We start from the raw sequence: 21,352 nt of genomic DNA, 5'->3' as shown, positions 1-21,352 counted from the left end.
TTCGAAAGCGAGCACCGTGAGCAGCAGCATGCCCGTCGGCGGCATCACCGCCGCGCCCGGGCCGGCCGGTCGTCCCCGGGACGGCCAGTCCGCCGAACTCGTCCTGCGCAACGCACGCATCCATACGCAGGACCCCTCCCGGCCTGCCGCGACGGCCCTCGCCGTACGCGGCGGCCGGATCACGGCCCTGGGCGACGACGGTGACGTCGCTCGCCTGGTAGGACCGGCGACCCGGGTGGTGGACGCCCTCGGCCGGCGGGCGGTGCCGGGGCTCAACGACTCCCATCTGCACGTGATCCGAGGCGGCCTCAACTACGTCCTGGAGCTGCGCTGGGACGGCGTACGCAGCCTGCGGCATGCCCTGGCCATGCTGCGCGAGCAGGCCGGGCGCACCCCCAAGGGCCAGTGGATCCGGGTCGTGGGCGGCTGGACCGCCGAACAGTTCGCCGAGCGCCGGATGCCCACCGCGGCCGAACTCACCGCGGCCGCGCCCGACACCCCGGTGTTCGTCCTGCACCTCTACCAGTCGGCCGTCCTCAACCGGGCCGCCGTGCGCACCGCGGGATTCACCCGGGACACCCCCGACCCCCGGGGTGGGCAGATCGTCCGGGACCGGAACGGCGAGCCGGGCGGCCTGCTCCTGGCCGCCCCCGGCGCGCTGATCCTCTACTCCACCCTCGCGAAGGCCCCCGCGCTGGACGAAGCCGACCAGATGGTCTCCACCCGGCACTTCCTGCGCGAGCTGAACCGGTTCGGCCTGACCTCGGCCGTGGACGCGGCCGGCGGATTCCAGAGCTTCCCCGAGAACTACGCCACCGTCACCGAGCTGGCCCGCGCGGGCGAGCTCAGCGTACGCATCGGCTACCACCTGTTCCCGCAGACCGCCGGCCAGGAGCTGGCGGACCTCGCACGCTGGACCGAGACGCTCCAGCCCGGGGACGGCGACGCATGGCTGCGGCTGAACGGCGCCGGGGAGAACCTGACCTGGGCCGCCGCCGACTTCGAGAACTTCTCCGAGCCTCGCCCGGAACTGGGTTCCTACGAGGCCGAGTTCGAGAAGGCGGTCCGGCTGCTGATGGAGAACGGCTGGGGCTTCCGGCTCCACGCCACCTACGACGAGACCATCAGCCGCGACCTCGCCGTCTTCGAGAAACTGGCCGCGGACGGGCTCTTCCCGGCCGGGAACAGCTGGCTGTTCGACCACGCCGAGACCGTCTCGGCCCGGAGCCTGGAGCGGATCGCGTCGCTGGGCGGCGGGATCAGCGTGCAGAACCGGATGTCGTTCCAGGGCACGGCCTTCGCCCAGCGCTACGGCGCCGAGGCCGCCGCGCTCGCCCCGCCCGTCACCGACATGCTGCGCCACGGTCTGCCCGTCGCAGCGGGCACCGACGCCACGCGCGTCTCCTCGTACAACCCGTGGGTGGCCCTGCACTGGCTGGTTACCGGCCGGACCGTCGGCGGCGCGGCCCCGCGGCCGGCCGGGCAACTGGTCTCCCGCGAGCAGGCCCTGGAGCTGTACACCCTCGGCGGGGCACGGCTCACCGGCGAGGACGAGCACAAGGGCGTCCTCGGCGAAGGCCGGTTCGCGGACTTCGCCGTCCTGTCCCACGACTACTTCGGCGTGGAGGCCGACGACATCCCACACATCGAGTCCCTGCTGACCGTGGCCGGCGGCCGGATCGTGTACGCCGCCGGCGATTACGAGGGCCTGGACGAGGCCATCCCGCCGGTCAGCCCCGGGTGGAGCCCGGTCGCACACTTCGGCGGCTACCAGGCCACGCCGCCGCCCTCGGTGGCCGGCGCCCGCCAGGCCGATCTGCTGGCGGAGGCGGTCGCCGCCTCCGAGCAGCACCGCCAGTGGAGAGCCGCACGCGGCTTCGCCTCCGAGGAGCCGCCCGCCGTCTTCGATCCGTGCTTCGGCCCCTGACCCACCCCCGTACCCGCTCGTCTGCCGTTCCCCATCCCACACCGTTCATCTCCGAGAGGAACTCCCCGTGTCCGATTTCAACTTCGACCTCAATGCCGTCATCGCCGCGCCCAGTCGCGATCTGCTCACCCCCGACAACGCGATGATGCTGTTCGTCGACCACCAGCCGCAGATGTTCTTCGGCGCCGCCAGCACGGACCGCGTCGCCGTCATCAACGCCACCGTGGGCCTGGCCAAGGCCGCCCGTGTCTTCGACGTCCCCGTCGTACTGTCCACCGTGGCCGCCGAGTCCTTCTCCGGCCCGATCCTGCCGCAGCTGCGCGAGGTCTTCCCCGAGCACGACGTCATCGACCGGACCTCCATGAACGCCTGGGAGGACGAGGCCCTGGTCGAGGCGGTCAAGGCCACCGGCCGCCACAAGATAGTGCTCTGCGGCCTGTGGACCGAGGTCTGCCTCGTCCTGCCCGCCCTCTCCGCGCTCAACCAGGGGTACGAGGTCTACGTCGTCGCCGACGCATCCGCCGGCGTCACCCCGGCCGCCCACGAGCATGCCCTGCAGCGGATGACCGCCGCCGGCGCCGTACCCGTCACCTGGCTGCAGGTACTTCTGGAGCTCCAGCGCGACTGGGCACGCACCGAGACGTACGCCGCCACCACCGACGTGGTCAAGCAGCACGGCGGCGCGTACGGCCTGGGCGTCGTCTACGCCCACTCCATGGTCGACCCGCACGCGGCCGGCTGACCGGACAGCTCGACCATGGACACCGGACTGTTCCTCCTCCGCCTCCTGGCGGGCCTGCTGATCGCCGCGCACGGCGTGCAGAAGGTCAGCTTCCTGCTCGGCGGCACCGGACTGGCGGGCGGGACCGAGGAGTTCCGGCGCGACGGATTCCGCGGCGGGGCGCTCACCGCCCTCGCCGCGGGGGCCGGGCAGATCGGCTCCGGCCTGCTGCTGGCCGCCGGAGCTCTCACTCCGCTCGGCGCCGCCGGGGCGATCGGCGTGATGACCGTCGCGCTCACCGTCAAGTGGCCCCACGGCCTGTGGGTGCAGCACGACGGCTACGAGTACCCCCTCGTGCTCATCGGAATCGCCGCCGGACTCGCCCTCACCGGCCCCGGCCGCTTCTCCGTCGACCACGCACTCGCCCTGCCCCTCTGGCCCGGCTGGTCGGCCGTGGCCGCGCCGGCGGTCGGGGTGGCCGGCGGCCTCGCCGTACGCGCCCTGCTGCACGAACCGGCCGCGCCCCCGTCCCCGGCTCCGCCGAAGTCCTCCTGACCGCAACCGCCCGACACGTCTGCGCCCACCCCCGCCCCCGTACCTGGAAGGACCCGACCATGACCGGCCGTCCACTGAGCCGACGCCACACCCTGAAGACCGCCGCCGGCGCCGCGGCAGCGCTGACCGTGGCCTCGGCGCCTCCGGCCGCGGCGTCCGCCGCCGGACCCGGCTCCGGGCCGGGACAGGCCGGGAAGCCGACCGTGGTCCTGGTCCACGGCGCCTTCGCCGACGCCTCCAGCTGGAACCCCGTCACCGAACGGCTCCAGCGGTACGGCCACCGGGTGGTGGCCGTGGCCAACCCGCTGCGCGGCCTCGCCCACGACGCCGCCCAGGCGGCCGCCCGGCTCGCTGCCGTCCCCGGACCCGTCGTCCTGGTCGGCCACTCCTATGGCGGGGCGGTCATCACCCAGGCTGCCACCGCCGCTCCCGCCGTCAAGGCCCTCGTCTACGTCTCCGCGTTCATCCCCGACGCCGGGGAGGTGCTCGGCGAACTCGCCGCACGGTTCCCCGGCTCCCAGCTCGAAGCCTCCCTCGCCCCCGTGCCCGTACCCGGACCCGACGGCGCCACCGGCGTCGACCTCTACATCCGGCCCGACCGGTACCACGAGGTATTCGCCCAGGACGTTCCGCGTCCCATCACTCGGGTGCTGGCCGCGGGCCAGCGCCCGCTCAGCGGGTCCGCGTTCGCCGACCGGGTGAGCAGCGCGGCGTGGCACACCGTGCCGTCGTGGACCCTGATCTCCGGCCGGGACCGGGGAATCGTCCCCGAGCTCCAGCGGTTTCAGGCCTCCCGCGCCCGGTCCCGGACGGTCGAGGTGCCGTCCTCCCATCTGCCGATGTACAGCAGGCCCGATGCCGTGGTCGCGCTGATCCGGTCGGCTGCCCGCACCGTCACCGCCTGATACCCCGCCACCTCTGAGGAGCACCCGTGCCATCTCACGAAACCACCCCGCCCTACGCACGCGACCTCGCCAAGGTCGAAGCGGCCAACGCCACAGGCCGCATCCCCGTCGTCTTCATCCACGGCCTGTGGCTGCTGCCCACCAGCTGGGACCGCTGGGCCGCAGTGTTCGAGGAGGCCGGCTTCGCGCCCGTCACCCCCGGCTGGCCCGACGACCCGGAGACCGTCGAGGAGGCCAACGCCCACCCCGAGGTCTTCGCCGGCAAGAGCGTCGGACAGGTCGCCGACCACTTCTGCGGCCTCATCCGCGAACTCGACCGCAAGCCCGTGGTCATCGGCCACTCCTTCGGCGGCCTGATCACCCAGATCACCGCCGGGCGCGGCCTCTCCCGAGCATCCGTCGCCATCGATCCGGCGCCGTTCCGCGGCGTGCTGCCGCTACCGCTGTCCTCGCTGCGGGCCGCGAGCGCGGTCCTCGGCAACCCGGCCAACTACCACCGCGCCGTCCCTTTGACGTACGAGCAGTTCCGCTACTCCTTCGCCAACGCGGTCGGCGAGGAAGAAGCCCGCGAGCTGTACGCCGCCTTCGCCGTCCCCGCCCCGGGAGAACCTCTGTTCCAGGCGGCTGCGGCGAACGTCAACCCGTGGACCGAGGCCAAGGTCGACACCGCCTCCACCGACCGCGGACCGCTGCTGATCATCTCCGGGGAGAAGGACCACACCGTCCCCTGGGCCATCGCCAACGCCTCCTACAAGAAGCAGGCCCACAACGCGCACGCGATCACGGAGATCACCGAGATAGCCGGCCGCGGCCACTCCCTGACCATCGACCACGGCTGGCGCGAGGTCGCCGACACCGCCCTCGCCTTCGTCCGCCGGTTCGCCCACCCCGCCTCATAACGCGAGACGGAACGGGACTGGCCACCCCCCGCCTGGACACCCTGGAGGGTGGGCCCCGGTGCTGTTCGCCCACCTCCCCCAACCGGCTGAACCAGCCCTGGAGTCGCTGGACATGGTTCGTCGACTCCCCGGCGACGGGGGGACCTATTCAGTCACGAGCCGCTCGACGAGCCCCGCCCCCTTCAAACGTCCCGTAGTTTTTGAAGTGCATCGGCTGGGTGCCCTCGCGCCGCGAACGGCTCGTTCGGCGGGCTGGCTTCGTCGTCGACGTTCGCCTTGAGCTGTGCGGCTTCGGCCCGGAGTTCGTCGATGTTCTCCTCGGTGCGGACGGTTCGCGGCGGCGAAGCGATCTTGCGGCTCAGGCGGCGGCGTCCAGCAGCTTGTCCGACTTCCGCAGGTTGCAGAGCAGATGCGCCAGCTGGACGTTGATGCGGGTGTGGTCTCCCTGCCTGGCCAGCGGGATGATGTGGTCGAGACTTGCGCTCATGAGCTCTGGTCACTTCGTCTCCGGCGACGACAGAGTCAAGCTAGTTGGCCCGACGGCTCTGGCCGCCGCGCGGCACCGTCAGTCCGCGGCACCGGCGTGGCCCTGGTCCAGGGCGGCGACCTCGCCGATCCAGCGCTGGACCTCCTCCGCGAAGTCCACCCGACCGACGTCGTGGTGGGCGGCGAGATAGCGCAGGGCTGGCGGCTTGTCGTCCCAGTGTCTCTCGTGCAGCGCGGCCCGACGGAGGTAGATCTCGCAGCCGACGGCGTTGTTGTGGAAGGTCAGCTCCAGCTCCCGCGGTCCCTCGCAGCCGGTCCGCCGGGTGAGCAGGAAGCTCTGCCGCAGATAGAGGTGGTACTCAGTGTCCGGGATGGTCGAGTCGACGATCTGTGAGGTCGTGCACCCGTGGCCCGCGGCGGTGAAGGCGTCGAATACGGCTGTGTGCAGAGGCAGCGCGGCGATGCGCACGGGATCGGCGTCCGTCCGGGTGCTGATGCCCTCGGCCTCGACCTTGGTGTGTAGGGTCAGGGACACGCCGTGAAACTGCTGCCCGTTCACCTCGGACACCGGGGTCCCCCACCTGAGCCGCTGGCGGAATGGCGACCGCCTCTCCTCACCCTTCTTCAGGGTGAACCATCCGCTCGCGGCGGTGGAGGTGAACGAGTGGCCCTTGCCCTCGTCGCCCTTGTGGACGCCCAGCGTATCGACGAACGCCTCCAGGTGGATCGACTGCACCTCCACATCACGATCTGGCGCGCGCAGCACCACCTCACCGGTGAGCATCCCTCCCGGTTCGACGGGCTCGGACAGGATGACGGTGTCTATGTCGAGCGGTATCTCGCCCTTGTCGCCCCACAGGCGTCTGAAGACCATGCGCACAGGCTAACCGCCCTGGCCTGCCCCGGAAGGATCTCCCCGACCGCCGTCCCCCAGAGTGGCTTCCCTTCCGCGAAATGGGGGCCCTGTTCTTTCCCCCGGCTTCCCTCCGGCGCAGAGATCGTCGCCGCAATTCCGACAGAGGGCGGATGCGGATCAGCTCACGGCTCGGACGAGTCCTTCGCGCTGGGCCGCCGAGGCCGTTCGACACCGCTGCACGCCAAGAGCTCGGTCCCGGTGGCGTCGAAGTACAGATTGAAGAACCAGAGCCGGTCTGCTGCGAGGATGGTCCCGGTACGCAGTTGCTCGCCGCGGTGCCGTGCAAGGATCTCAACGGTCTCGTCGAGGCCGACGGTCTCTTGCAGGCCGCGGGCCAACGACCGTCTCAGCCTCGTTGCGGCGATCCCATGGACCATCCAGTGGGGCGCCAACCCGTCCACGACCCGCACCTCGGCGCCGGCGGCGATGGCCTCGCGTGCTGGCTTGCACGCGCTCGTCTGGTCGGTGAGCATCGCGGCGATGTCGGGCTGAATTGGGGGCTCGTCCTCTGTGGCCATGCGGTGACTGTAGAGACTGAGCGTGGGCGTTGCCACAGGATGCAGCGTGGCCGGTGCGAAGTCCTCCGCGACTGCCGCCTCAAAGGCGACGGCTTCTACCACGCCATGGTCACGGCGGCTACTTCCGCTGTACTGATTGGTACGGAAGGCTGGGGGCCCATGCGGCTCGTGTCACGGCCTTGGCTGCTCCAGGGTTCGTCCACGGGCAGCAGCCGGGTACCCGAGCGGTTACGCCGCGGGGCACATCATCCGCTCTGCGGAGCTGACCTGCGCACCAACAGGAGTCATCATGAACAGGTGGACGGCCTCCAGCGCTATCGCGGCAGGCGGACGCTTCTCACCCTCTACACGTTGGACGTCATCGTCACGGTCCCCTACTCGATCTTCGCCATCATGGCAGGCGCTGCTCTCATCGTCGACGGAACCCGCTCTCTGCTCAACCTCCGACGGCGAAGGGCGATCGAGTCCAGTTCGTAGCTGCTCGGTGTTCTCAGCGATGAGCACCTGCCTTGAATAGCAGGTGGCCTACCGAAGCTGCTCACCTTCTGGCCTCCCTCAGCCACGCGGCCTAACCACGTCCGTGAAGCGGCTGCAGCACGCAGCGAAACCGCGCAGCTCGCGGCGGTCTGCGGTTGCCCGATGACCGGGGCCCCACTAGGTCGCGCCTGGGCCGAAGCCAAGTTCCCGCGGCAGGTGTTCTCAGGCGATCTGGGTGTTCAGGACGGACCACGGCGCATGGACACACCGCTCCTTTGGACGGGAACCGTGGCATCACCGGGTGTATGCAAGTCGCATGGACTCTGGACGAATTCCTGGACATCGCCGCCAGTCTCAGAGACCGTACGATGTTCGGCTGGCCGTGCCCATCGCCCTGATCGTGATCGTGACGGTTGTGGACATCCTGGCCCCTCCCGAAGTTCATCTTGGCCCATTCCTTGTCGCGGCTCCCGCCATCACCGCGTCCTTCGCGGGTCCTGGTACGACGGGCTTGATCGGTGCGCTCGCAGTGCTCGCCCAAGCGGTGGTCGCCGTGACACGCACCAGTCTGACCGATCTCAACCACACCCTTCAGATCGTCGCCCTGGTTCTTATCTCGGTACTGGTCGCCTTTCTGGCGAGACTGCGTGAGCGGCACGAACAGCAGCTGACCCAGTTGCGCTCAGTGGCCCAGGCCGCCCAGCAGGTGGTTCTGCGACCCCTTCCACACCGGATCGGGCCCCTTCGGCTTGCCGCCGTCTACCTGGCGGCCGAAGCCGAGGCACAGATCGGCGGAGATCTGTACGCAGCGGCGCGCACGACCGGGGGGACCCGGTTCATCATCGGTGACGTGCGAGGCAAGGGCCTGGAGGCGATCGGCGAGGCCGCCCGGCTCCTCGGCGCCTTCCGGGCCGCGGCGCATTGGCAGCCCGACCTGTCCACACTGGTCACCTATCTGGAGGCAACCGTCTCCTCGGATCTGGACACGCCCGGCGACTGGGACACGGAGAGCGACAACGAGGCATTCACCACCGCAGCCGTTCTCGACATCCAGGACCACTCGCCGGCGCTAATGATGATCAACTGCGGGCATCCGCCGCCACTGCTCCTCAGGGATGGCCAGGTCTTCGAACTGCAGGTGCGTCAGCAGGCTCCACCCCTGGGCCTCACAGAGTTCATGACCTCCCCCTCCACTGCGGACGCCTTCGCCCTTCACACCGGCGACCTCGTCCTGCTCTACACGGATGGTGTCATCGAAGCCCGGGACCGACACGGCATCTTCTACCCCCTGACCGAGCGGGTCGCCGCATGGCCCGGCCATGAACCCGAGGCACTCCTCCGCTACCTACAGGACGATCTGCTCGAACATGCCGGTGGCCATCTCGGAGACGATGCCGCCCTGGTAGCAATCGAACGCGTAAGCCACACGACCGGCCATTCTTCTGTTCCTCACGCAGTCGCCCCGATCCCGATCGAGAACCGGTAGGCGCCTGCCGAACCGCATTCCACTACGCCGTGCACAATGGCGAGAGATCCGCTAGATCGCAGGACATGGCTGCGCGACAGTTGAGGGAGAGATCCCCGCTACGAAAGGCTTGATCATGGCGGCAGAGACGGATGATGTGAGTGTCATCCGCCATGTGATCGAGCGACTAGCGCGGTCGCGCCCCGATCTGGACTCACGCTTGGTACGACGCTCGGTGGAAACGGCGTACGACGAATTCCGCAACGCACGAGTGCGTACTTACCTGCCGATTCTCATGGAACGCAGGGCCAAGGATCTGCTCCCTCACGCCGAAGACCGCTGAGGCGATCCGGGTTCGAACTGGCATGGATCGAGCCAGCCAATAGACCGGAGGCTCCCCGCCCCGCCGGGAACCTCTTGCGCAAAGAACTGCGGGGCCGGACTGCTGCCTTCTGACCTCCACGAGGCACGCCGGCCTCCCCGTGTCGGCGGTGGCGGCACGCTGCGGCTTCACCAGCCCCAGCCACTTCACCCGCCGGTTCCGGGCCTCCTACGGCATCACACCGCGAGAATGGCGCCACCGAATCCGGGACACGTCGCACACCCCAGCAACCGCGCCCCCGGGCAAGATCCCGCCGACCCATCACGCCCAGTGGGAGGCGTAGCGGACCCAGGCGTCCATGAGGTTCTGCAGAGTTGATTGCTTGGCACCGCTGCCCTCCAGGTGATCCGTGAAAGTCCGCAGCCGGTCAGGGCCTTCGGGCCAATCCGGATCAGCGTCCGCCCGCCGGGCGAGCTCCCCGATCGCATCCTGGTCCGTCACGTGGCGCAACAACCACGCAGTGAACCCGTCCATCGGGCCATCCCCGTATCCGAAGTCGTCAGAACCGGCTGCATCTGCCGAGCAGCGACGGGTCGGCGTTCCTCTCACACAGGAAGCCGCTGAGCGCCGCGGCGCACGATACGCGCTCACCACCAGCTGCCGGACGAGCGCAGCAGATTTTCGGCCTATCGGCTACGACAGCCGCCCACGCGTGGCGGCGGAGCCGGATTACCGAGCACTTCCCGAATTTCAGGAGACGCACTTCGAAAGAAGGCTGAGATGCAGGATGACGGAATCGGAGAAGGAGGCCCTCATCGCCTCGTGCCCGAACGGCAGCACAGGACCCGGCCAGTGGAGTGCGGGCACTGGCCGGGTCCTGCCTGCGTGGGCACTCCGTCGTCGCCGGATTCCCCCTCCAGCCTGACACGCACAAGATCTTCCGCGCTCTGAGCACCCACTGCCTAAGGCAGACGAAGTGACCCGTCCGCTCCGGAAGGGGCCGCGCCGGCCTGTTTCAGGTAGTCGACGTAGGTCTGAAGCCGGTCGGGTTCGTTCGGCCAGGCCGGATCGGCGGCAGCCAGCCGGGCGAGGTCACCGAGCGAGGTGGAGCTTTCGGCAAACTGCGCCAGCCACCTACCGAAGGTGTCCTTCATCCCGGCTCCGTTCGTTTTCCGTTTCAGGCACCTTTGCTGCGTTCATCGCGGCGAGTGTCATTGCCGCGCGCCGTTCGACCAGGATCAAGATGTACATCTGCACGTGTGCCGTGCGGAGCTCTCGATGTGCCGTGTCGACCGCGCCTTCCAGGCCTGGGGTCAACAGGTGAACGGCGCGCTTGAGGCGTTCCATGACAGGGCGGAGACCTGCATCTCCGTGCCCTTCCGCAGGCATGACTCGTCCGGGCAGCCGTGGCGTCGCGAAGGCACTTTCGGCCGGAGGCAGCACGCCGCCCGCGCTCACGAGCCGGGGTCATCCGCCTCGCATCGGTCGGCGGGAGGCGGTGCGAGGGAGGCGGCGCCGGCGGTGACCTCCGGGAACGGCGGCAGGAGGGTCACCCTCACCCGCGGCCCGTCCTCGTGGTCGTCTTCGGTGCCGAGACGGACCAGGCCGGCTTCCGATAGCTGGTGCAGGGCTGTACGCACGAGGACCGCCGGCACTCCGAGGGCCCGGGCGGCAGGACCCAGCGGGAAGACGACCGACGGGGTGAGGTACACCCCGCGCGGATCAGCGGCCAAGCCCCGCGACCACCTCGCCGTGCGACACCTCCCTGGCGTGGACCGCCCAGCGAAGTGCCCAGCTGTCGAACGGATACGTTTCCACTCCAGGCTCCTCAGGTGGCACGGCGGCACCAGAGGCACGCCTGGCACGAGTGGTCTCCTCGAGACTCGACGCCTCCTTGGAGCTGGGCAACCCTGGCGGGCCGAACGGGGCAACCCAGGCCCAGGCGGCGGGCTGGACCACGGCGAAAGGACCGTATCCACGACCCGTTTCGTCCGCTCGTGCTCCCGTATCGAGCGCGTCCGCGAGGTCCCGTGAGTCGGGCGGATGCGGGCCCAGCGCCCGTAGAGTCGTATCCATGCCGAACCTCACGCTCGACCAGGTCGAGGCGATCGCCCGCGAAGGTCACGCGCACCAGAGGGACAAGACGGGACTGCCCTACCTGGAGCACGTTCAGGCGGTGGTTGACGGGGTGCGGGAACGGGGCGGTTCCGACGAGCAGATTGCGGCTGCCTGGCTGCACGACACGATCGAGGACAACGTGCTCTCCGCCGAGTGGCTCAAGTCGGCCGCACTGCCGCAGCACGTGAAAGACCTGGTCGACGCTATGACGAAGCGCCCCGGGGAGAGCGACCAGTCGTACACGCAGCGGATCCTCGCCACACCGGGCGCCCTCCTCGTCAAGGAGGCAGACCTCGCCCACAATGCCAGTTCGGACCGGCTCGCTTTGCTCGACGAACCGACCAGGACCCAGCTCAGCGAGAAGTACGGGAGGATGCGGCGGCTGCTTGGCCTACAGAAACTGTGATGCCGAGTCCCCTCTCCCGGCGGCCTGTGCAGCCCGCGTCTTGCCCATGAGAGCCAGCCCTGGGGCGAAAGGCGCTACGGGCACGACTCCAGCCTCGCCGCCGTGGGGTCAGATCGGCGACCTGACCCACACCTCACCGCTCTCACTCTTCGCCCGTGCTTCAAAGCCAGCCTGCGTGAGGATCGCCAGCAGCGCCTGTCGCAGCGCAGAGCGAATCCCGTGATACTCCGCGTTCAGGCGACCCGCCGGATCTAGCTGGGCCGGAATCCATCCCACCACCACCGCACAGGCCTCTTGCCGCACCCACAGCCCCGTTCCATCGACTGACGTGGCCGATCTGACGTCGAAGCCAGCATGCTCCAGGGTCCGGCACACAGAAGCGAACAACATCTCCGGCGGCACCTCGTCGGTCATACACGGAGCCTAGTCCGCAGCTCAACGGCGAACCATTGTTTCAAGGCACTCTGATCTCATATCGACAAGAACGCCTAAATGTTCTCAACGGTCCAGCGGTCCGCAGCCTCGGGAGTGCGGAGTTTCGGGGTGGTCCAGCCGAGGGCCTGCTTCGCGAAGCGGAATGTGTGTTCCAGGTCGAAGCGGCGGGTGAATACCTGCCAGCAACCATCCACGTCGTTCGGGGTGGCGCCGGTCTTGGACGCCCACAACCACACTGGCGGAGCGTCTCGGTCCTTCGACAGGTGCTCGACCTTCAACCGCATCAGCGTTCCCTCGACGAGGGGAAGTTCACCGTCGTGGTCGAGCCATGATGAGCGGTGGGTGAGCCGTGGGTGGATCCGGTCCCATGCCTGGGTTTCGGCCTTTCCGTAGTTGGTGGTGTCGGTGGCGGTGGTGATCGCGGGCTCGGGCCAGGTCTCCGGCTTGGTGAAACGGAATTCCGGGCCGTGCTTGGGCGGCCGGCCGTTGACGCCGTGCATTCTCGGTGGTTTCGGCAGGCTCATGACGCGATCGGAGCGGACCCGACCGACCAGCTCAACGGGCAGGTCGCGCAGGACCCAGGCCAGGCGGGTGACGTCGTAGCCGGCGTCGCTGACGATCACGATGGCCGGGTCCCCGGCCTGCCACTGCCCTGCGGCGATGAGCCGTTCAACGACTCCTCGGAGCTGGTCGGCGTGATCGCGGTCGCGTGGTCGATCGGGCCGAGCCGGACCGCGATCAGGATCGCGGTCCAGGACGTGGCACCCGGCTCCAGCACGGCCACGAAGGAGTAGGGCCAGCCGGGGATGAACTGGGAGGCCGTCTTCGCACGGCCGTAGACGTGGCAGAACAGCCGGTCGACTGAGCACGGCGCGTCCGCGCGGAGCCACGGTGACACATCGACCGCCAGGACCAGGCGTCCACCGTCGAACCGCGGCAACGGCAGCCCGGCCAGCAGCTTCCGCAGCCGGTCGACGTCGATCCGGCCGCGGTTCAGGCCGCCGTACATCGCTCCGTGCCCACGAAGGTGCTCGGGCAGCAGCGTCAGGTCCACCGGGGACTTCACTGCCCCGTCCGCACACAGCACCGCGTCCACGAGCTCGAACAACTCATCGCGCCGGGCGGTCAGACACTCGTAGAACTCGCCCCGGAAGCGTGACGCTTCCGCGAACGCTTCCCTGCGGACAGCATCAGGCAGCAAACTCACCCTCACGGCCTTCGTCTTGGTCACGTGCACCTTGGTCGGAGCACATGATCAGACGAAGGCTGCCCCCACGTCCGGCGAATGCCCAGGTGAGCGACCCAGTTCGACGGACGATTCGTGCGGCACGTGAGGCGCGGCTTCCTACGCTTCGGGCTCTGGATCGGCCCTGAGATACCGACCCCAGATCTGGGCCTTGCGATAGGGCCCGGCCCCGTCGCAGTCGTACTGCGGCGCGTCAAAGATCACCCAGTACCGCAGCTCGCCGCTGAGCGACTGGGCATGTTCGTTGGGTTCGGGTGTACCCACGGCATCGATCGTTCCAGCGAACTCGACCTGCCAAGGACCGTCCCAGTCCTGGTCGCGAAGGACCGTGACCCGGCTGCCCGGTGCCAGTGCACCCATCGGCCATGCCTGGCTCAAGGGACGACCGAGGATGTGCTCTACCGCCGGGCGCTCATCTACGTCCGCAGGAACAGGGCCGGAACTGTCTGTCATGCCGCCCACTCTGCCCGCACCATTTCAGGAGCGCCAGAAGATAAAGAACAAGCTACGTGCGCCGGGATCGTCGGGCGTGGGGGCACCTGTCCGTGGGGCACCGGGCCCGGTGCCCTCGCCCACGCCCTGATCGCTCTGGCCTGATACGACACACTCTCTGGAGACAACACGGGTCGGGCGGGCGAGTCGTGCAGCTGAAGGGAGCGCCAGATGCGTGCCTGGAGTTCCTTGATGCATGCACCGCAGGCGTACACGGGTGCCTGGACTCCGGCGACGGTGGCCGGACCTATCCACAGGACTCTGGTGAGTTGCTGTCCGCAGTAGAGCCAGCAGACTCCGTCGCCCCAGTGGCTACCGTCGTCGGCGGCCGGCGGTTCGGGCAGGCCGCTTCGTGCAAACTCGGCGATGCCAAGGATCACCAGATGGTGTCGTAAGCCCGAATCGGTAGCATCGGCTCGCCTTGCCCGGCTGCAGTGCGTGCCCGGCGCGCCCGCTGCCGGAGCCGCACCGGTTCCAGGTCGCTCAGCGACCGCTCGGCCGCAGATAGGGTGTTCGCTCGACGACACCATGTTCGTTCAGGAGGTCATGAGTGGGGCCAGAACCCCTGCCGCTTCGCGTACCGGTCGGGGAGGGTTCCGAACAGTGGACGAGCCGAACCACCCAGCGCCGAGTCTTGCTGGTGATCCACAACATCACCTCGGCCGGTCGCCTGCTGGACCTGGTGCCACTGTTCCACGACGACTTCCGCGTCCAGCTCTTGGTTACATCGACGGGCTCCTCCGCCTTCCAGGGCGGCATCCGCGAACTCTTCCGCGACCTGCAATTGCCCGAGTTGTCGTGGGAGCAGGCCCTTTCGACCCCGGTGGATCTGGCGATCGCAGCGAGCTTCGGCGGTGAACTCGACCAGCTCAAGGGCAGTTTGTCCATAATCTCACACGGTGTCGGATACACTAAGAGACTAGGCAAGCCGGGAGCCGGGAGCCGGGAGCCGGGAGCCGGGAGCCGGGAGCCGGGAGCCGGGAGCCGGAAGCCGGAAGCCGACGTTCGGGCTGTCACCGCAGTGGCTTCTGTCCGACGCAAAGCCCTTCGTCGATGGGCTTGTCCTCTCCCACCCCGAGCAGTTGGAGCGGTTGGCCCGGGTCTGCGCGGAAGCAGTGCCCTCAGCCGTGCTCGCCGGCGACCCCTGTTTCGACCGTATGCTCGCAGCACGTCCGTACCGGGACAGGTTCCGGCGGGCCCTGGGGGTCCGGCGTGGGCAGCGGCTCGTCGTCCTGAACTCGACCTGGAACCCAGAGGGGTTCTTCGGCAGCGGCGGGCGGGACATCCTGCCCGGCCTCCTGCCCCGGCTCGCCGCCGAACTGCCGGCCGACGACTACCGGCTGGCCGCCGTGCTCCACCCGAACATCTGGTTCGGGCACGGCCCCGGCCAGATCCGCGCGTGGCTGGACCGGGCCCGGCGCAGCGGACTGGTCCTCATCGACCCCGTCAGCGCTTGGCGGCAGGCGCTGCTCGCCGCCGACCTCGTCCTCGGAGACTTCGGTGCGGTGTCCTACTACGCCGCCGCCCTGGGCACCCCCGTGCTGCTGGCCGCCGACGGGACGGACGTACTCGACGCCGAGGCGCCTCTCGCGGAGTTCGTCCGGCACGCGCCACGGCTCGATCACCGCGCTCCGTTGCTCCCTCAGGTGGAGCGGGGGATCCGTGCGCATCGTCCGGATCCCGCGCCCGCCGGGTTCGTCACCTCGGAACCGGGCCGGTCGGCCGAGCTGCTGTGTCGGCACTTCTACGCGCTGATGGACCTCCCCGAGCCTCCCGGCCCCGCGTCCCTGGAGCCTCTTCCCCTTCCGCCGTACACCCCGGGGAAGGTGACGGCCCCGCTGCATGTCCGAACCCGTGTGGAGGGGACGGACATCGCGATCGAGCGGTCGGCGGAGCACCCCTGCGGTGCGGGCGGCGACGCCCACCTGGCCGTGCACGAGGAGACACGGCACTACGGGGACCTCGACGTAGCGGACGTGATCACGCGCGAGGGGGAGGCAGGCGATCCGCGGCTGGGCGGCTCCGGCCCGTGGACCGCCGAGGTGCTGCTCCGACACCCCCACTGCTCGGCGGCCGTGTACGTGACCGGGCCGGACACCTGCGTCGTACGCACCCGGGGGCACGGCATGTTCCGGCTGTCCGCGGAAGCCGGGGCGGACGCGGATCCGGCCGCGTATGCCTCGGCACTGCACGCCTGGCTGGCGTACGACGGCATGGTTCCCGCGCGGGGAGTCGTACTGCGCATGCACACCGCCGGTGGCGTGCATCCGTTCCGCGTGGACGCGGTCGACTGGGCTACCTGACGGTGCCTGCCTCACACCGCCGCCGCAGACCGGCGAGGTATCTGAGGTGCGGCGCGGAAGAGGGATCCAGCAGCGCTTCGGCTTCGGCGATCGTCGCCAGTGCCGCCGCATCATCACCGTCGTCGTGCAAGGTCTCCGCCAGATCCATCAGGGCACGGGCCCGGTTGTACGCCTCCGGTGGGGCTCCGGTCCGTCCCGCGAAGAAGTCCACGGCGTTCTCCAGACACCGGCGGGACTCAGCCAGCCTGCCCATACCGCGCAGGGCCCGACCCTGGTGGCGTTCGACCAGCGCGAAAGCCCGTGGGAGGTCGACCGCGCCTTCTTGACCGGCCTGGATCCTCCGGTAGACGGACTCGGCCTCGGCGAACCGTTCGTACGCCTCCTCGTACAGCCAGCGGTTCAGGCTCAGCAGGCCCTGCAGTTCCACGGCCGACGCCACGCCCCGCAGGTGCCCGGCCGCCCGCTCGTACAGGACGGCCGCCCGTGCCGCTCGGTCCGCCTGCGCCCACCGCCCCATCTCGCCCAGGCAGTGAGCCAGCTGGAAGTGGAGCGCCCCCGCCAGCCGTTCGTCCGCGCGGCTCTCCTCGGCGCACCGCGCCGCGTCCCGGAGCGCCGGCAGCACTTCGTCCCAGTAGCCTGCCTTCAGCTGCAGCGGCCACAGGGCGCGGGCCAGCCACAGGGCTGTAGTGGCCCGCTGATGCTCTTCGGCCACGACGACCGCCCGGGCTACGTTCGGCACCTCGGCCGTCAGCACCGCGATGCCGTCCGGCAGCAGGCCTGGCCCGGCCTGGAACTCCAGCGGCAGCTCGGTCCGCCAGCTCTCGGGCAGGGCAGCACGGGACGCGGGCAGCACCCGCTTCAAGAGCGCGTCGAGTACCCGGTCCACAGCATCCGCGCACTCCCGGACGCCGTACTCGGAAGCGGCGGTCTCGGCCAGCTGCCTCCTGATCTCAGGGCGGAATCGATAGCGCAGATCGGGAAGGGGTTCCAGCAGTCCGACATCCACCGCCTCGTCGAGCAGTCGAGCGGCGCTCCCTTCGTCGACGTCGGCGGCGGCCGCCGCGATGCCCGCGCTGATGGACGGCCAGCCACCGAGCGATGTCAGCCGGCAAAGGCGTACCGCCTCCGGGCCGAGCCGGAGCGAGGCGAGGTGTGCCGCGGCACGCACCGGATGGTCCTGCCAAGCGCTGGTGCCAAGCAGGGGTTCGGTCTCGCCCCGAGCCAGCAGCCGCGCCTCCGCATGGAGAGCGAACGCGTTGCCCCGGCAGCGGTCGAGCACGTTGGGCAGCTGCGCCTCTATCCGCGTGGCGTGCTCCGGTCCGGCCACCTTCCGTACGAGCTGCTTCGCGTGTCGATCGGTCAGCGGCGGCACGGCGACGCGCTCGGCCTCCAGCAGCAGAGGCGGCCCGGACACGACCACCACGAGCAGGACATCGGGCGTCGACGGTACGAGACCACGGACCTGCGCCAGCGAGGTCGTGTGGTCGATCACCACGAGCGCCTTCCGCCCTGCGGTGACCTTCCGGTAGAGCCGCTCGCGGCCGGACTCGGTGGAAGGTATCCGCTCGGGATCCACGTCCATCTCGTGCAACAACCGCAGCAGAACGCCTGCCGGCGCCGGTCCGGACTCCCCGGACCCATCGCGCAGATCGACGTAGTACTGCCCGTCGGGGAACCGGTCGCGGCCTTCGGCGCCCAGCCGGAGCGCCACCGAGGTGGAGCCGCTGCCCGCAGGGCCCGACAGCAATACGACCCGAGGCCGGCCCTCCCAGGGCCGGTCGGCCTCCCGCAACAGCTGCTTGAGCACCTTCTGCTGGTTCGTGAACGCCCACGGAGCCGGGGGCATGAAGCCCTGGGACGGTTCGGCGGCCTCGTCCGGGAGGCTCTCCATGAGCAGGGCCCACTCACCAGCCCGACGCGGATCGCGCCCCAGCCGCGCGTGCACCTGGCCGGCCAGCGCCCGGCGGTCTTCCGCGCCGGCCGGCAGCGGAGTCTCCCGCCCCAGGGTCCGTCTCACCAGAGCCCCTGCCGACAAGGTCAGGTTCTTCCCGATCTCCCCGGCGGCCCCACTCCCCACCCCCAGCAGGAACGTGGTCAGCGCACTGAGCGCCACGACCTCCAACACGTCGGCCCCTCCCCCTGGTGGACACCACTCCTGCTCCGCCGGACTGTATCGCCGTGTCCGCCCATCATGGAAACATTCGCGCCTGAGTAACTCCCTTACGTGTCGCGATACATGCGGTGCTCAAGCACGTCGGAGGCGGGAGAGGCGTCGGCCCGCGCCATCGAGCGGAGCGGCTCTGTCCACTCGTGGTGCCACAACGACTCCTACGGACGCCCTCAAGCAGGCCCGATCACTCACCGAAGAGATCGGGCCTGTGCCCCCAGTGCGGTAAGGACGGCTCGGCGATCGATACGCTCGGCGGCCTCGTCGGCAAGCCGCCGCCTGCACAGACCGCACCGTCGGCACGTGGAAACCCAGCCGGGCAGATCTGGAGCGGCGTATCCACGAGAGCCACCGCCTCCGATCCGAGCGGGCGACGTGAAACCCCTCCTTTCTGGCGTTGGACTGGGGTCGGCTCTGCCGTTGGACTGGAGTCGGCCGATGCGCCCCGAAGGGGCACGAGCCTGCGCATTCTCGCATTTCGTGCAGGCGGAGACAGGTGAGCGGGCTCAGGGCTCGATGACGAGGCGTTCGATGAGGTCTTCGCGGAGTGTGAACTGGTAGCGCAGATCGATGGTGCCGCCAGGGAAGTTGCCTTCGAGGTGGTGGGTGGCGATGTAGTGGGTTGCGTCGGTCTGCTGAGCCTTCGTGAGGTGGGTGGTGTAGGTGAATTCGGTGGCGGATCGGCCGAGCCAACCCTCGATCGCCTTAGCGCCCTCGTAGGTGTTGCCGTCGTCGATCACTGTGGCTTCGCGGGTGAACGCCGTGACTGCGGTTGCGGTGTCGTGGGCGTGGTGCGCTGTGAGGTATCGAGTGATGACCTCGGGCAGGGTGTCCGGGGTGATGGTTCGGGGCTGGTTGTCGTGCATGACGCTCCTCGGGGTGGTGGCGGGTTCAGACGGTGGGGGTGGTGCCTCCGTCGATCGCGTGTTCGGCGCCGACGATGGCCGAGGCGCGGTCGGAGACGAGGAAGGCGATGAGCTCGGCGACCTCCTCGGGCCGGTTGGGTCGGCCGAGCGGGATGCCTCCCAGGGAGTCCATGAGCCGGCCCAGCGCCGCTTCCTGGGTGATGTCTGCCTCCTCGGCGATCCGGGCGATGAGGTTGTCGGCGGCCGAGGTCTGCACGAATCCGGGCGAGACGGTGTTGACGCGGACGCGGTACGGGGCGACCTCGTTGGAGAGGCCCTTGCTGTAGGTGGTCAGGGCGGCCTTGGCGGCTGCGTAGGCCAGAGTTCCGTTCCACAGCGGCATGCGGCGCTGGATCGAGGTGACGTGCACGACCGCGCCCTTGCCCGTGGCGATCATGTGCGGCAGGAGTGCGCGGTCCAGACGGACGGCGGCCAGCAGGTTCGTGTTCAGCTCCCTGGCCCAGTCGTCCTCTCCGAGCGCCGCGAACCCTCCAGCGGGCGCCTCGGACCCTCCGAGGGTGTTGACCAGGATGTCGACGCCTCCGACGCGGGCGTCCACCTCGGCGGCGACGTGGGCCGCGCCCTGGGCGGTGGACAGGTCGGCGGTGATGAACGCCTTCTCCTCCATGCCGTCGGGGCGGCTGCGCGCGGTGACCAGCACGGTCGCGCCGGCCTCGGCGAGACGTCGGGCGATGGCGGCCCCGGTGCCCTTGGTGCCTCCGGTGACCAGAGCACGTCGGCCCTCGAGGGATTCGCTGATGGACGTGCTCACGATGTGCTCCGCTCCCGGATGCGGGCGCAGAAGGCACCGCTCCCGTCATTACTGCTAAAATAGAAGCTAGTACCTTCGACTTTAGCAGCAACTGAGAGGATGGTCGCCGTGGCAAGCCGGATCAGGCTGGAGGACCGGGAGTGCCCGCTGTCCACGACGGTAGAACACGTCGGTGAGTGGTGGACGCTGCTGATCCTCCATGACGCCTTCGACGGCTACACCCGATTCGACCAGTTCCAGGAGAGCCTGGGCATCTCCTCCAGCATGCTCACCACCCGGCTGAAGACCCTCGTCGCGGACGGATTGCTGGAGCGTCGGCCCTACCAGACCAACCCGGTACGTCACGAGTACGTTCTCACCGAACTCGGGCACTCCCTACGGCCGGTGATCGTCGCCCTGGCCGCGTGGGGCAACTCCCGCCTCACGCCGGCCGAACGCAGCATGATCCTCATCGACGCGCACAGTGGCGAGGAAGTCGAGCCCGTCGTCGTCGACGCCAAGACCGGCCGCCGGCTCGACGACAGCGACACCTACGTCTTCACCGCAGGTCCCGCAGCCAGCGACGCCATGCGCCACCGGTACGCGACACGGCCGGCCACCCCCGCGGAAGCGTAAAGATGTCGCGGCCATGCACCTGGGCAGGGCCGGGACGCACAGATCGTTTCTGATCGACTGGGCAACGCCTGCTCCCGCAGTGTCACGCCCGTCAATCATCCCCAGCCGTTGAAAGCCAGATCAAGTGAGGCGAGGAGCAACACCGATCGTTTCCAAGAATCGCCATCAGCTCACCGGTCGCATCAGGTGTTGAACAGGACATCTCTGTGGCCCAAGGCGCACAAGTAATCGCCATGGTCCAGGCCCCCGCAGGACTGCTGGGCGCCATTCCCGGCCCCGAGCCGCCCGGCCTGCTCCCAGAGCTGCCACTGAGGAGAGAAGAGAGCGTCCGAGAGCTTCCTCCGCCCGACGAGTCGGCGCGGCAGCCGCTACTGGAGAGCCCCCGTCAAGCGCTCGACGCCTCCGGCGCCAGAACCAAGCCGGAAAAGATCACCTTTCCTTTGTTGGGCATCGGGCGAATCACGCAGCCTGAAGTCGGGTTCACGGCAGAGAGTGCGGATACGCGCATCCCATGGATTCCACTAACCGCAAGCAGGATCCGCGCGGAAGGCGGGCGGCACAGGCTCCGGCAGGCGCGGCAGCCCCGGAGAACCCGACGGACATGGCGGGGAAGTCCTGGTGGGCCGTGCTGAGGCGCACCATGAAGGAGGTCGCCGGCGATGACCTCGGCGACCGCGCCGCCGCTCTGACCTACTACGGCGT

23 protein-coding genes and 3 pseudogenes are annotated in these 21,352 nt (G+C 69.3%); 13 read left to right on the top strand and 13 right to left on the bottom strand.

Annotated elements, in window-relative coordinates:
• Positions 1–28 precede the first annotated feature (28 nt).
• From AB0M39_RS27510 to AB0M39_RS27490, 5 genes are all read left to right on the top strand, one after another.
• Positions 29–1,927, top strand: coding sequence for an amidohydrolase (locus tag AB0M39_RS27510; RefSeq protein ID WP_365368632.1), 1,899 nt, complete (start codon positions 29–31; stop codon positions 1,925–1,927).
• 142 nt (positions 1,928–2,069) lie between these two features.
• Entirely contained in the window at positions 2,070–2,669 is a 600-nt protein-coding gene (locus tag AB0M39_RS27505) for a hydrolase (protein WP_365368631.1), read from the top strand.
• Positions 2,670–2,684: 15 nt separating this feature from the next.
• Entirely contained in the window at positions 2,685–3,203 is a 519-nt protein-coding gene (locus AB0M39_RS27500) for a DoxX family protein (RefSeq protein ID WP_365368600.1), read from the top strand.
• Between the two features lie 59 nt (positions 3,204–3,262).
• Complete coding sequence (locus AB0M39_RS27495; RefSeq protein ID WP_365368599.1) at positions 3,263–4,108, top strand: alpha/beta hydrolase; 846 nt, start codon at positions 3,263–3,265, stop codon at positions 4,106–4,108.
• A 26-nt stretch (positions 4,109–4,134) separates the two neighbouring features.
• Positions 4,135–5,007 (top strand): alpha/beta hydrolase, encoded by an 873-nt coding sequence (locus tag AB0M39_RS27490; protein ID WP_365368598.1) that lies wholly within the window; start codon positions 4,135–4,137, stop codon positions 5,005–5,007.
• A gap of 358 nt (positions 5,008–5,365) precedes the next feature.
• On the opposite strand, the gene AB0M39_RS27485 is transcribed toward AB0M39_RS27490, so the two are convergent.
• The 3 genes from AB0M39_RS27485 to AB0M39_RS27475 all read right to left on the bottom strand — a co-directional run bounded on the left by AB0M39_RS27485 (position 5,366) and on the right by AB0M39_RS27475 (position 6,927).
• Positions 5,366–5,494, bottom strand: coding sequence for an HNH endonuclease (locus tag AB0M39_RS27485; protein WP_365368597.1), 129 nt, complete (start codon positions 5,492–5,494; stop codon positions 5,366–5,368).
• Between the two features lie 78 nt (positions 5,495–5,572).
• Positions 5,573–6,367: a sporulation protein gene (locus tag AB0M39_RS27480; RefSeq protein WP_365368596.1), complete on the bottom strand. Its 795-nt coding sequence runs from the start codon at positions 6,365–6,367 to the stop codon at positions 5,573–5,575.
• A gap of 164 nt (positions 6,368–6,531) precedes the next feature.
• Positions 6,532–6,927, bottom strand: a complete 396-nt coding sequence (locus tag AB0M39_RS27475) for a hypothetical protein (RefSeq protein WP_365368595.1) — start codon at positions 6,925–6,927, stop codon at positions 6,532–6,534.
• Positions 6,928–7,224: 297 nt separating this feature from the next.
• Between AB0M39_RS27475 and AB0M39_RS27470 the strand changes: the two genes are divergently transcribed.
• From AB0M39_RS27470 to AB0M39_RS27455, 4 genes and pseudogenes are all read left to right on the top strand, one after another.
• The gene (locus AB0M39_RS27470; protein WP_365368594.1) at positions 7,225–7,404 is read left to right on the top strand and encodes a hypothetical protein; all 180 of its coding nucleotides are present in this window, start codon (positions 7,225–7,227) and stop codon (positions 7,402–7,404) included.
• 382 nt (positions 7,405–7,786) lie between these two features.
• On the top strand, positions 7,787–8,890 hold the full coding sequence (locus AB0M39_RS27465) for a PP2C family protein-serine/threonine phosphatase (protein WP_365368593.1): 1,104 nt from the start codon (positions 7,787–7,789) through the stop codon (positions 8,888–8,890).
• 115 nt (positions 8,891–9,005) lie between these two features.
• Positions 9,006–9,212: a three-helix bundle dimerization domain-containing protein gene (locus tag AB0M39_RS27460; protein WP_365368592.1), complete on the top strand. Its 207-nt coding sequence runs from the start codon at positions 9,006–9,008 to the stop codon at positions 9,210–9,212.
• A 133-nt stretch (positions 9,213–9,345) separates the two neighbouring features.
• Positions 9,346–9,534 (top strand): annotated as a pseudogene (locus AB0M39_RS27455) (AraC family transcriptional regulator); the annotation flags it as partial.
• Here the strand turns inward: AB0M39_RS27455 and AB0M39_RS27450 are convergent.
• From AB0M39_RS27450 to AB0M39_RS27435, 4 genes are all read right to left on the bottom strand, one after another.
• The gene (locus AB0M39_RS27450) at positions 9,513–9,725 is read right to left on the bottom strand and encodes a YozE family protein (protein WP_365368591.1); all 213 of its coding nucleotides are present in this window, start codon (positions 9,723–9,725) and stop codon (positions 9,513–9,515) included. The pseudogene AB0M39_RS27455 and the gene AB0M39_RS27450 overlap by 22 nt on opposite strands.
• A 428-nt stretch (positions 9,726–10,153) precedes the next feature.
• The gene (locus AB0M39_RS27445; protein WP_365368590.1) at positions 10,154–10,345 is read right to left on the bottom strand and encodes a YozE family protein; all 192 of its coding nucleotides are present in this window, start codon (positions 10,343–10,345) and stop codon (positions 10,154–10,156) included.
• On the bottom strand, positions 10,326–10,538 hold the full coding sequence (locus AB0M39_RS27440) for a three-helix bundle dimerization domain-containing protein (protein ID WP_365368589.1): 213 nt from the start codon (positions 10,536–10,538) through the stop codon (positions 10,326–10,328). Before AB0M39_RS27440 ends, AB0M39_RS27445 begins: the two co-directional genes overlap by 20 nt.
• A gap of 107 nt (positions 10,539–10,645) precedes the next feature.
• On the bottom strand, positions 10,646–10,924 hold the full coding sequence (locus AB0M39_RS27435; protein ID WP_365368588.1) for a hypothetical protein: 279 nt from the start codon (positions 10,922–10,924) through the stop codon (positions 10,646–10,648).
• A 341-nt stretch (positions 10,925–11,265) separates the two neighbouring features.
• Between AB0M39_RS27435 and AB0M39_RS27430 the strand changes: the two genes are divergently transcribed.
• Complete coding sequence (locus tag AB0M39_RS27430) at positions 11,266–11,715, top strand: HD domain-containing protein (protein ID WP_365368587.1); 450 nt, start codon at positions 11,266–11,268, stop codon at positions 11,713–11,715.
• Between the two features lie 108 nt (positions 11,716–11,823).
• Here the strand turns inward: AB0M39_RS27430 and AB0M39_RS27425 are convergent, their stop codons facing one another.
• The 3 genes and pseudogenes from AB0M39_RS27425 to AB0M39_RS27415 all read right to left on the bottom strand — a co-directional run bounded on the left by AB0M39_RS27425 (position 11,824) and on the right by AB0M39_RS27415 (position 13,849).
• Positions 11,824–12,129, bottom strand: a complete 306-nt coding sequence (locus AB0M39_RS27425) for a hypothetical protein (RefSeq protein ID WP_365368586.1) — start codon at positions 12,127–12,129, stop codon at positions 11,824–11,826.
• A 74-nt stretch (positions 12,130–12,203) separates the two neighbouring features.
• Positions 12,204–13,237: pseudogene (locus AB0M39_RS27420) on the bottom strand (transposase).
• A 258-nt stretch (positions 13,238–13,495) separates the two neighbouring features.
• On the bottom strand, positions 13,496–13,849 hold the full coding sequence (locus AB0M39_RS27415; RefSeq protein WP_365368585.1) for a ferrous iron transport protein A: 354 nt from the start codon (positions 13,847–13,849) through the stop codon (positions 13,496–13,498).
• Between the two features lie 1,196 nt (positions 13,850–15,045).
• On the opposite strand from AB0M39_RS27415, the gene AB0M39_RS27410 reads away from it, so the two are divergent.
• Positions 15,046–16,191, top strand: coding sequence for a hypothetical protein (locus tag AB0M39_RS27410; protein ID WP_365368584.1), 1,146 nt, complete (start codon positions 15,046–15,048; stop codon positions 16,189–16,191).
• Here AB0M39_RS27410 and AB0M39_RS27405 read toward each other — a convergent pair.
• The 3 genes from AB0M39_RS27405 to AB0M39_RS27395 all read right to left on the bottom strand — a co-directional run bounded on the left by AB0M39_RS27405 (position 16,184) and on the right by AB0M39_RS27395 (position 20,035).
• On the bottom strand, positions 16,184–18,316 hold the full coding sequence (locus tag AB0M39_RS27405; protein WP_365368583.1) for an ATP-binding protein: 2,133 nt from the start codon (positions 18,314–18,316) through the stop codon (positions 16,184–16,186). The genes AB0M39_RS27410 and AB0M39_RS27405 overlap by 8 nt on opposite strands.
• A 548-nt stretch (positions 18,317–18,864) precedes the next feature.
• A complete protein-coding gene (locus tag AB0M39_RS27400) occupies positions 18,865–19,224 on the bottom strand; it encodes a nuclear transport factor 2 family protein (RefSeq protein ID WP_365368582.1) in 360 nt (119 codons plus the stop codon).
• 25 nt (positions 19,225–19,249) lie between these two features.
• Positions 19,250–20,035, bottom strand: a complete 786-nt coding sequence (locus AB0M39_RS27395) for an SDR family oxidoreductase (protein WP_365368581.1) — start codon at positions 20,033–20,035, stop codon at positions 19,250–19,252.
• A 99-nt stretch (positions 20,036–20,134) separates the two neighbouring features.
• On the opposite strand from AB0M39_RS27395, the gene AB0M39_RS27390 reads away from it, so the two are divergent.
• Positions 20,135–20,650 carry a helix-turn-helix domain-containing protein gene (locus AB0M39_RS27390; protein ID WP_365368580.1) on the top strand — a complete coding sequence of 172 codons (516 nt, stop codon included), beginning with the start codon at positions 20,135–20,137 and terminating at the stop codon, positions 20,648–20,650.
• Positions 20,651–21,161: 511 nt separating this feature from the next.
• Positions 21,162–21,352 (top strand): annotated as a pseudogene (locus AB0M39_RS27385) (ribonuclease BN); the annotation flags it as partial.

The sequence above is a fragment of the Streptomyces sp. NPDC051907 genome (assembly GCF_040681075.1).
In the GTDB taxonomy this organism is placed as follows: Bacteria; Actinomycetota; Actinomycetes; order Streptomycetales; family Streptomycetaceae; genus Streptomyces.
This window is presented reverse-complemented; position numbering and strand designations above follow the sequence as displayed.

Bases quoted from the DNA above. Each gene is read 5' to 3' on its own strand.
- AB0M39_RS27400 (WP_365368582.1), bottom strand. From the start codon at position 19,224: ATGCACGACAACCAGCCCCGAACCATCACCCCGGACACCCTGCCCGAG.
- AB0M39_RS27480 (WP_365368596.1), bottom strand. From the start codon at position 6,367: ATGGTCTTCAGACGCCTGTGGGGCGACAAGGGCGAGATACCGCTCGAC.
- AB0M39_RS27505 (WP_365368631.1), top strand. From the start codon at position 2,070: ATGATGCTGTTCGTCGACCACCAGCCGCAGATGTTCTTCGGCGCCGCC.
- AB0M39_RS27450 (WP_365368591.1), bottom strand. From the start codon at position 9,725: ATGGACGGGTTCACTGCGTGGTTGTTGCGCCACGTGACGGACCAGGAT.
- AB0M39_RS27460 (WP_365368592.1), top strand. From the start codon at position 9,006: ATGGCGGCAGAGACGGATGATGTGAGTGTCATCCGCCATGTGATCGAG.
- AB0M39_RS27410 (WP_365368584.1), top strand. From the start codon at position 15,046: ATGCTCGCAGCACGTCCGTACCGGGACAGGTTCCGGCGGGCCCTGGGG.
- AB0M39_RS27425 (WP_365368586.1), bottom strand. From the start codon at position 12,129: ATGACCGACGAGGTGCCGCCGGAGATGTTGTTCGCTTCTGTGTGCCGG.
- AB0M39_RS27440 (WP_365368589.1), bottom strand. From the start codon at position 10,538: ATGGAACGCCTCAAGCGCGCCGTTCACCTGTTGACCCCAGGCCTGGAA.
- AB0M39_RS27485 (WP_365368597.1), bottom strand. From the start codon at position 5,494: ATGAGCGCAAGTCTCGACCACATCATCCCGCTGGCCAGGCAGGGAGAC.
- AB0M39_RS27445 (WP_365368590.1), bottom strand. From the start codon at position 10,345: ATGAAGGACACCTTCGGTAGGTGGCTGGCGCAGTTTGCCGAAAGCTCC.
- AB0M39_RS27430 (WP_365368587.1), top strand. From the start codon at position 11,266: ATGCCGAACCTCACGCTCGACCAGGTCGAGGCGATCGCCCGCGAAGGT.
- AB0M39_RS27475 (WP_365368595.1), bottom strand. From the start codon at position 6,927: ATGGCCACAGAGGACGAGCCCCCAATTCAGCCCGACATCGCCGCGATG.
- AB0M39_RS27495 (WP_365368599.1), top strand. From the start codon at position 3,263: ATGACCGGCCGTCCACTGAGCCGACGCCACACCCTGAAGACCGCCGCC.
- AB0M39_RS27390 (WP_365368580.1), top strand. From the start codon at position 20,135: ATGGTCGCCGTGGCAAGCCGGATCAGGCTGGAGGACCGGGAGTGCCCG.
- AB0M39_RS27510 (WP_365368632.1), top strand. From the start codon at position 29: ATGCCCGTCGGCGGCATCACCGCCGCGCCCGGGCCGGCCGGTCGTCCC.
- AB0M39_RS27415 (WP_365368585.1), bottom strand. From the start codon at position 13,849: ATGACAGACAGTTCCGGCCCTGTTCCTGCGGACGTAGATGAGCGCCCG.
- AB0M39_RS27500 (WP_365368600.1), top strand. From the start codon at position 2,685: ATGGACACCGGACTGTTCCTCCTCCGCCTCCTGGCGGGCCTGCTGATC.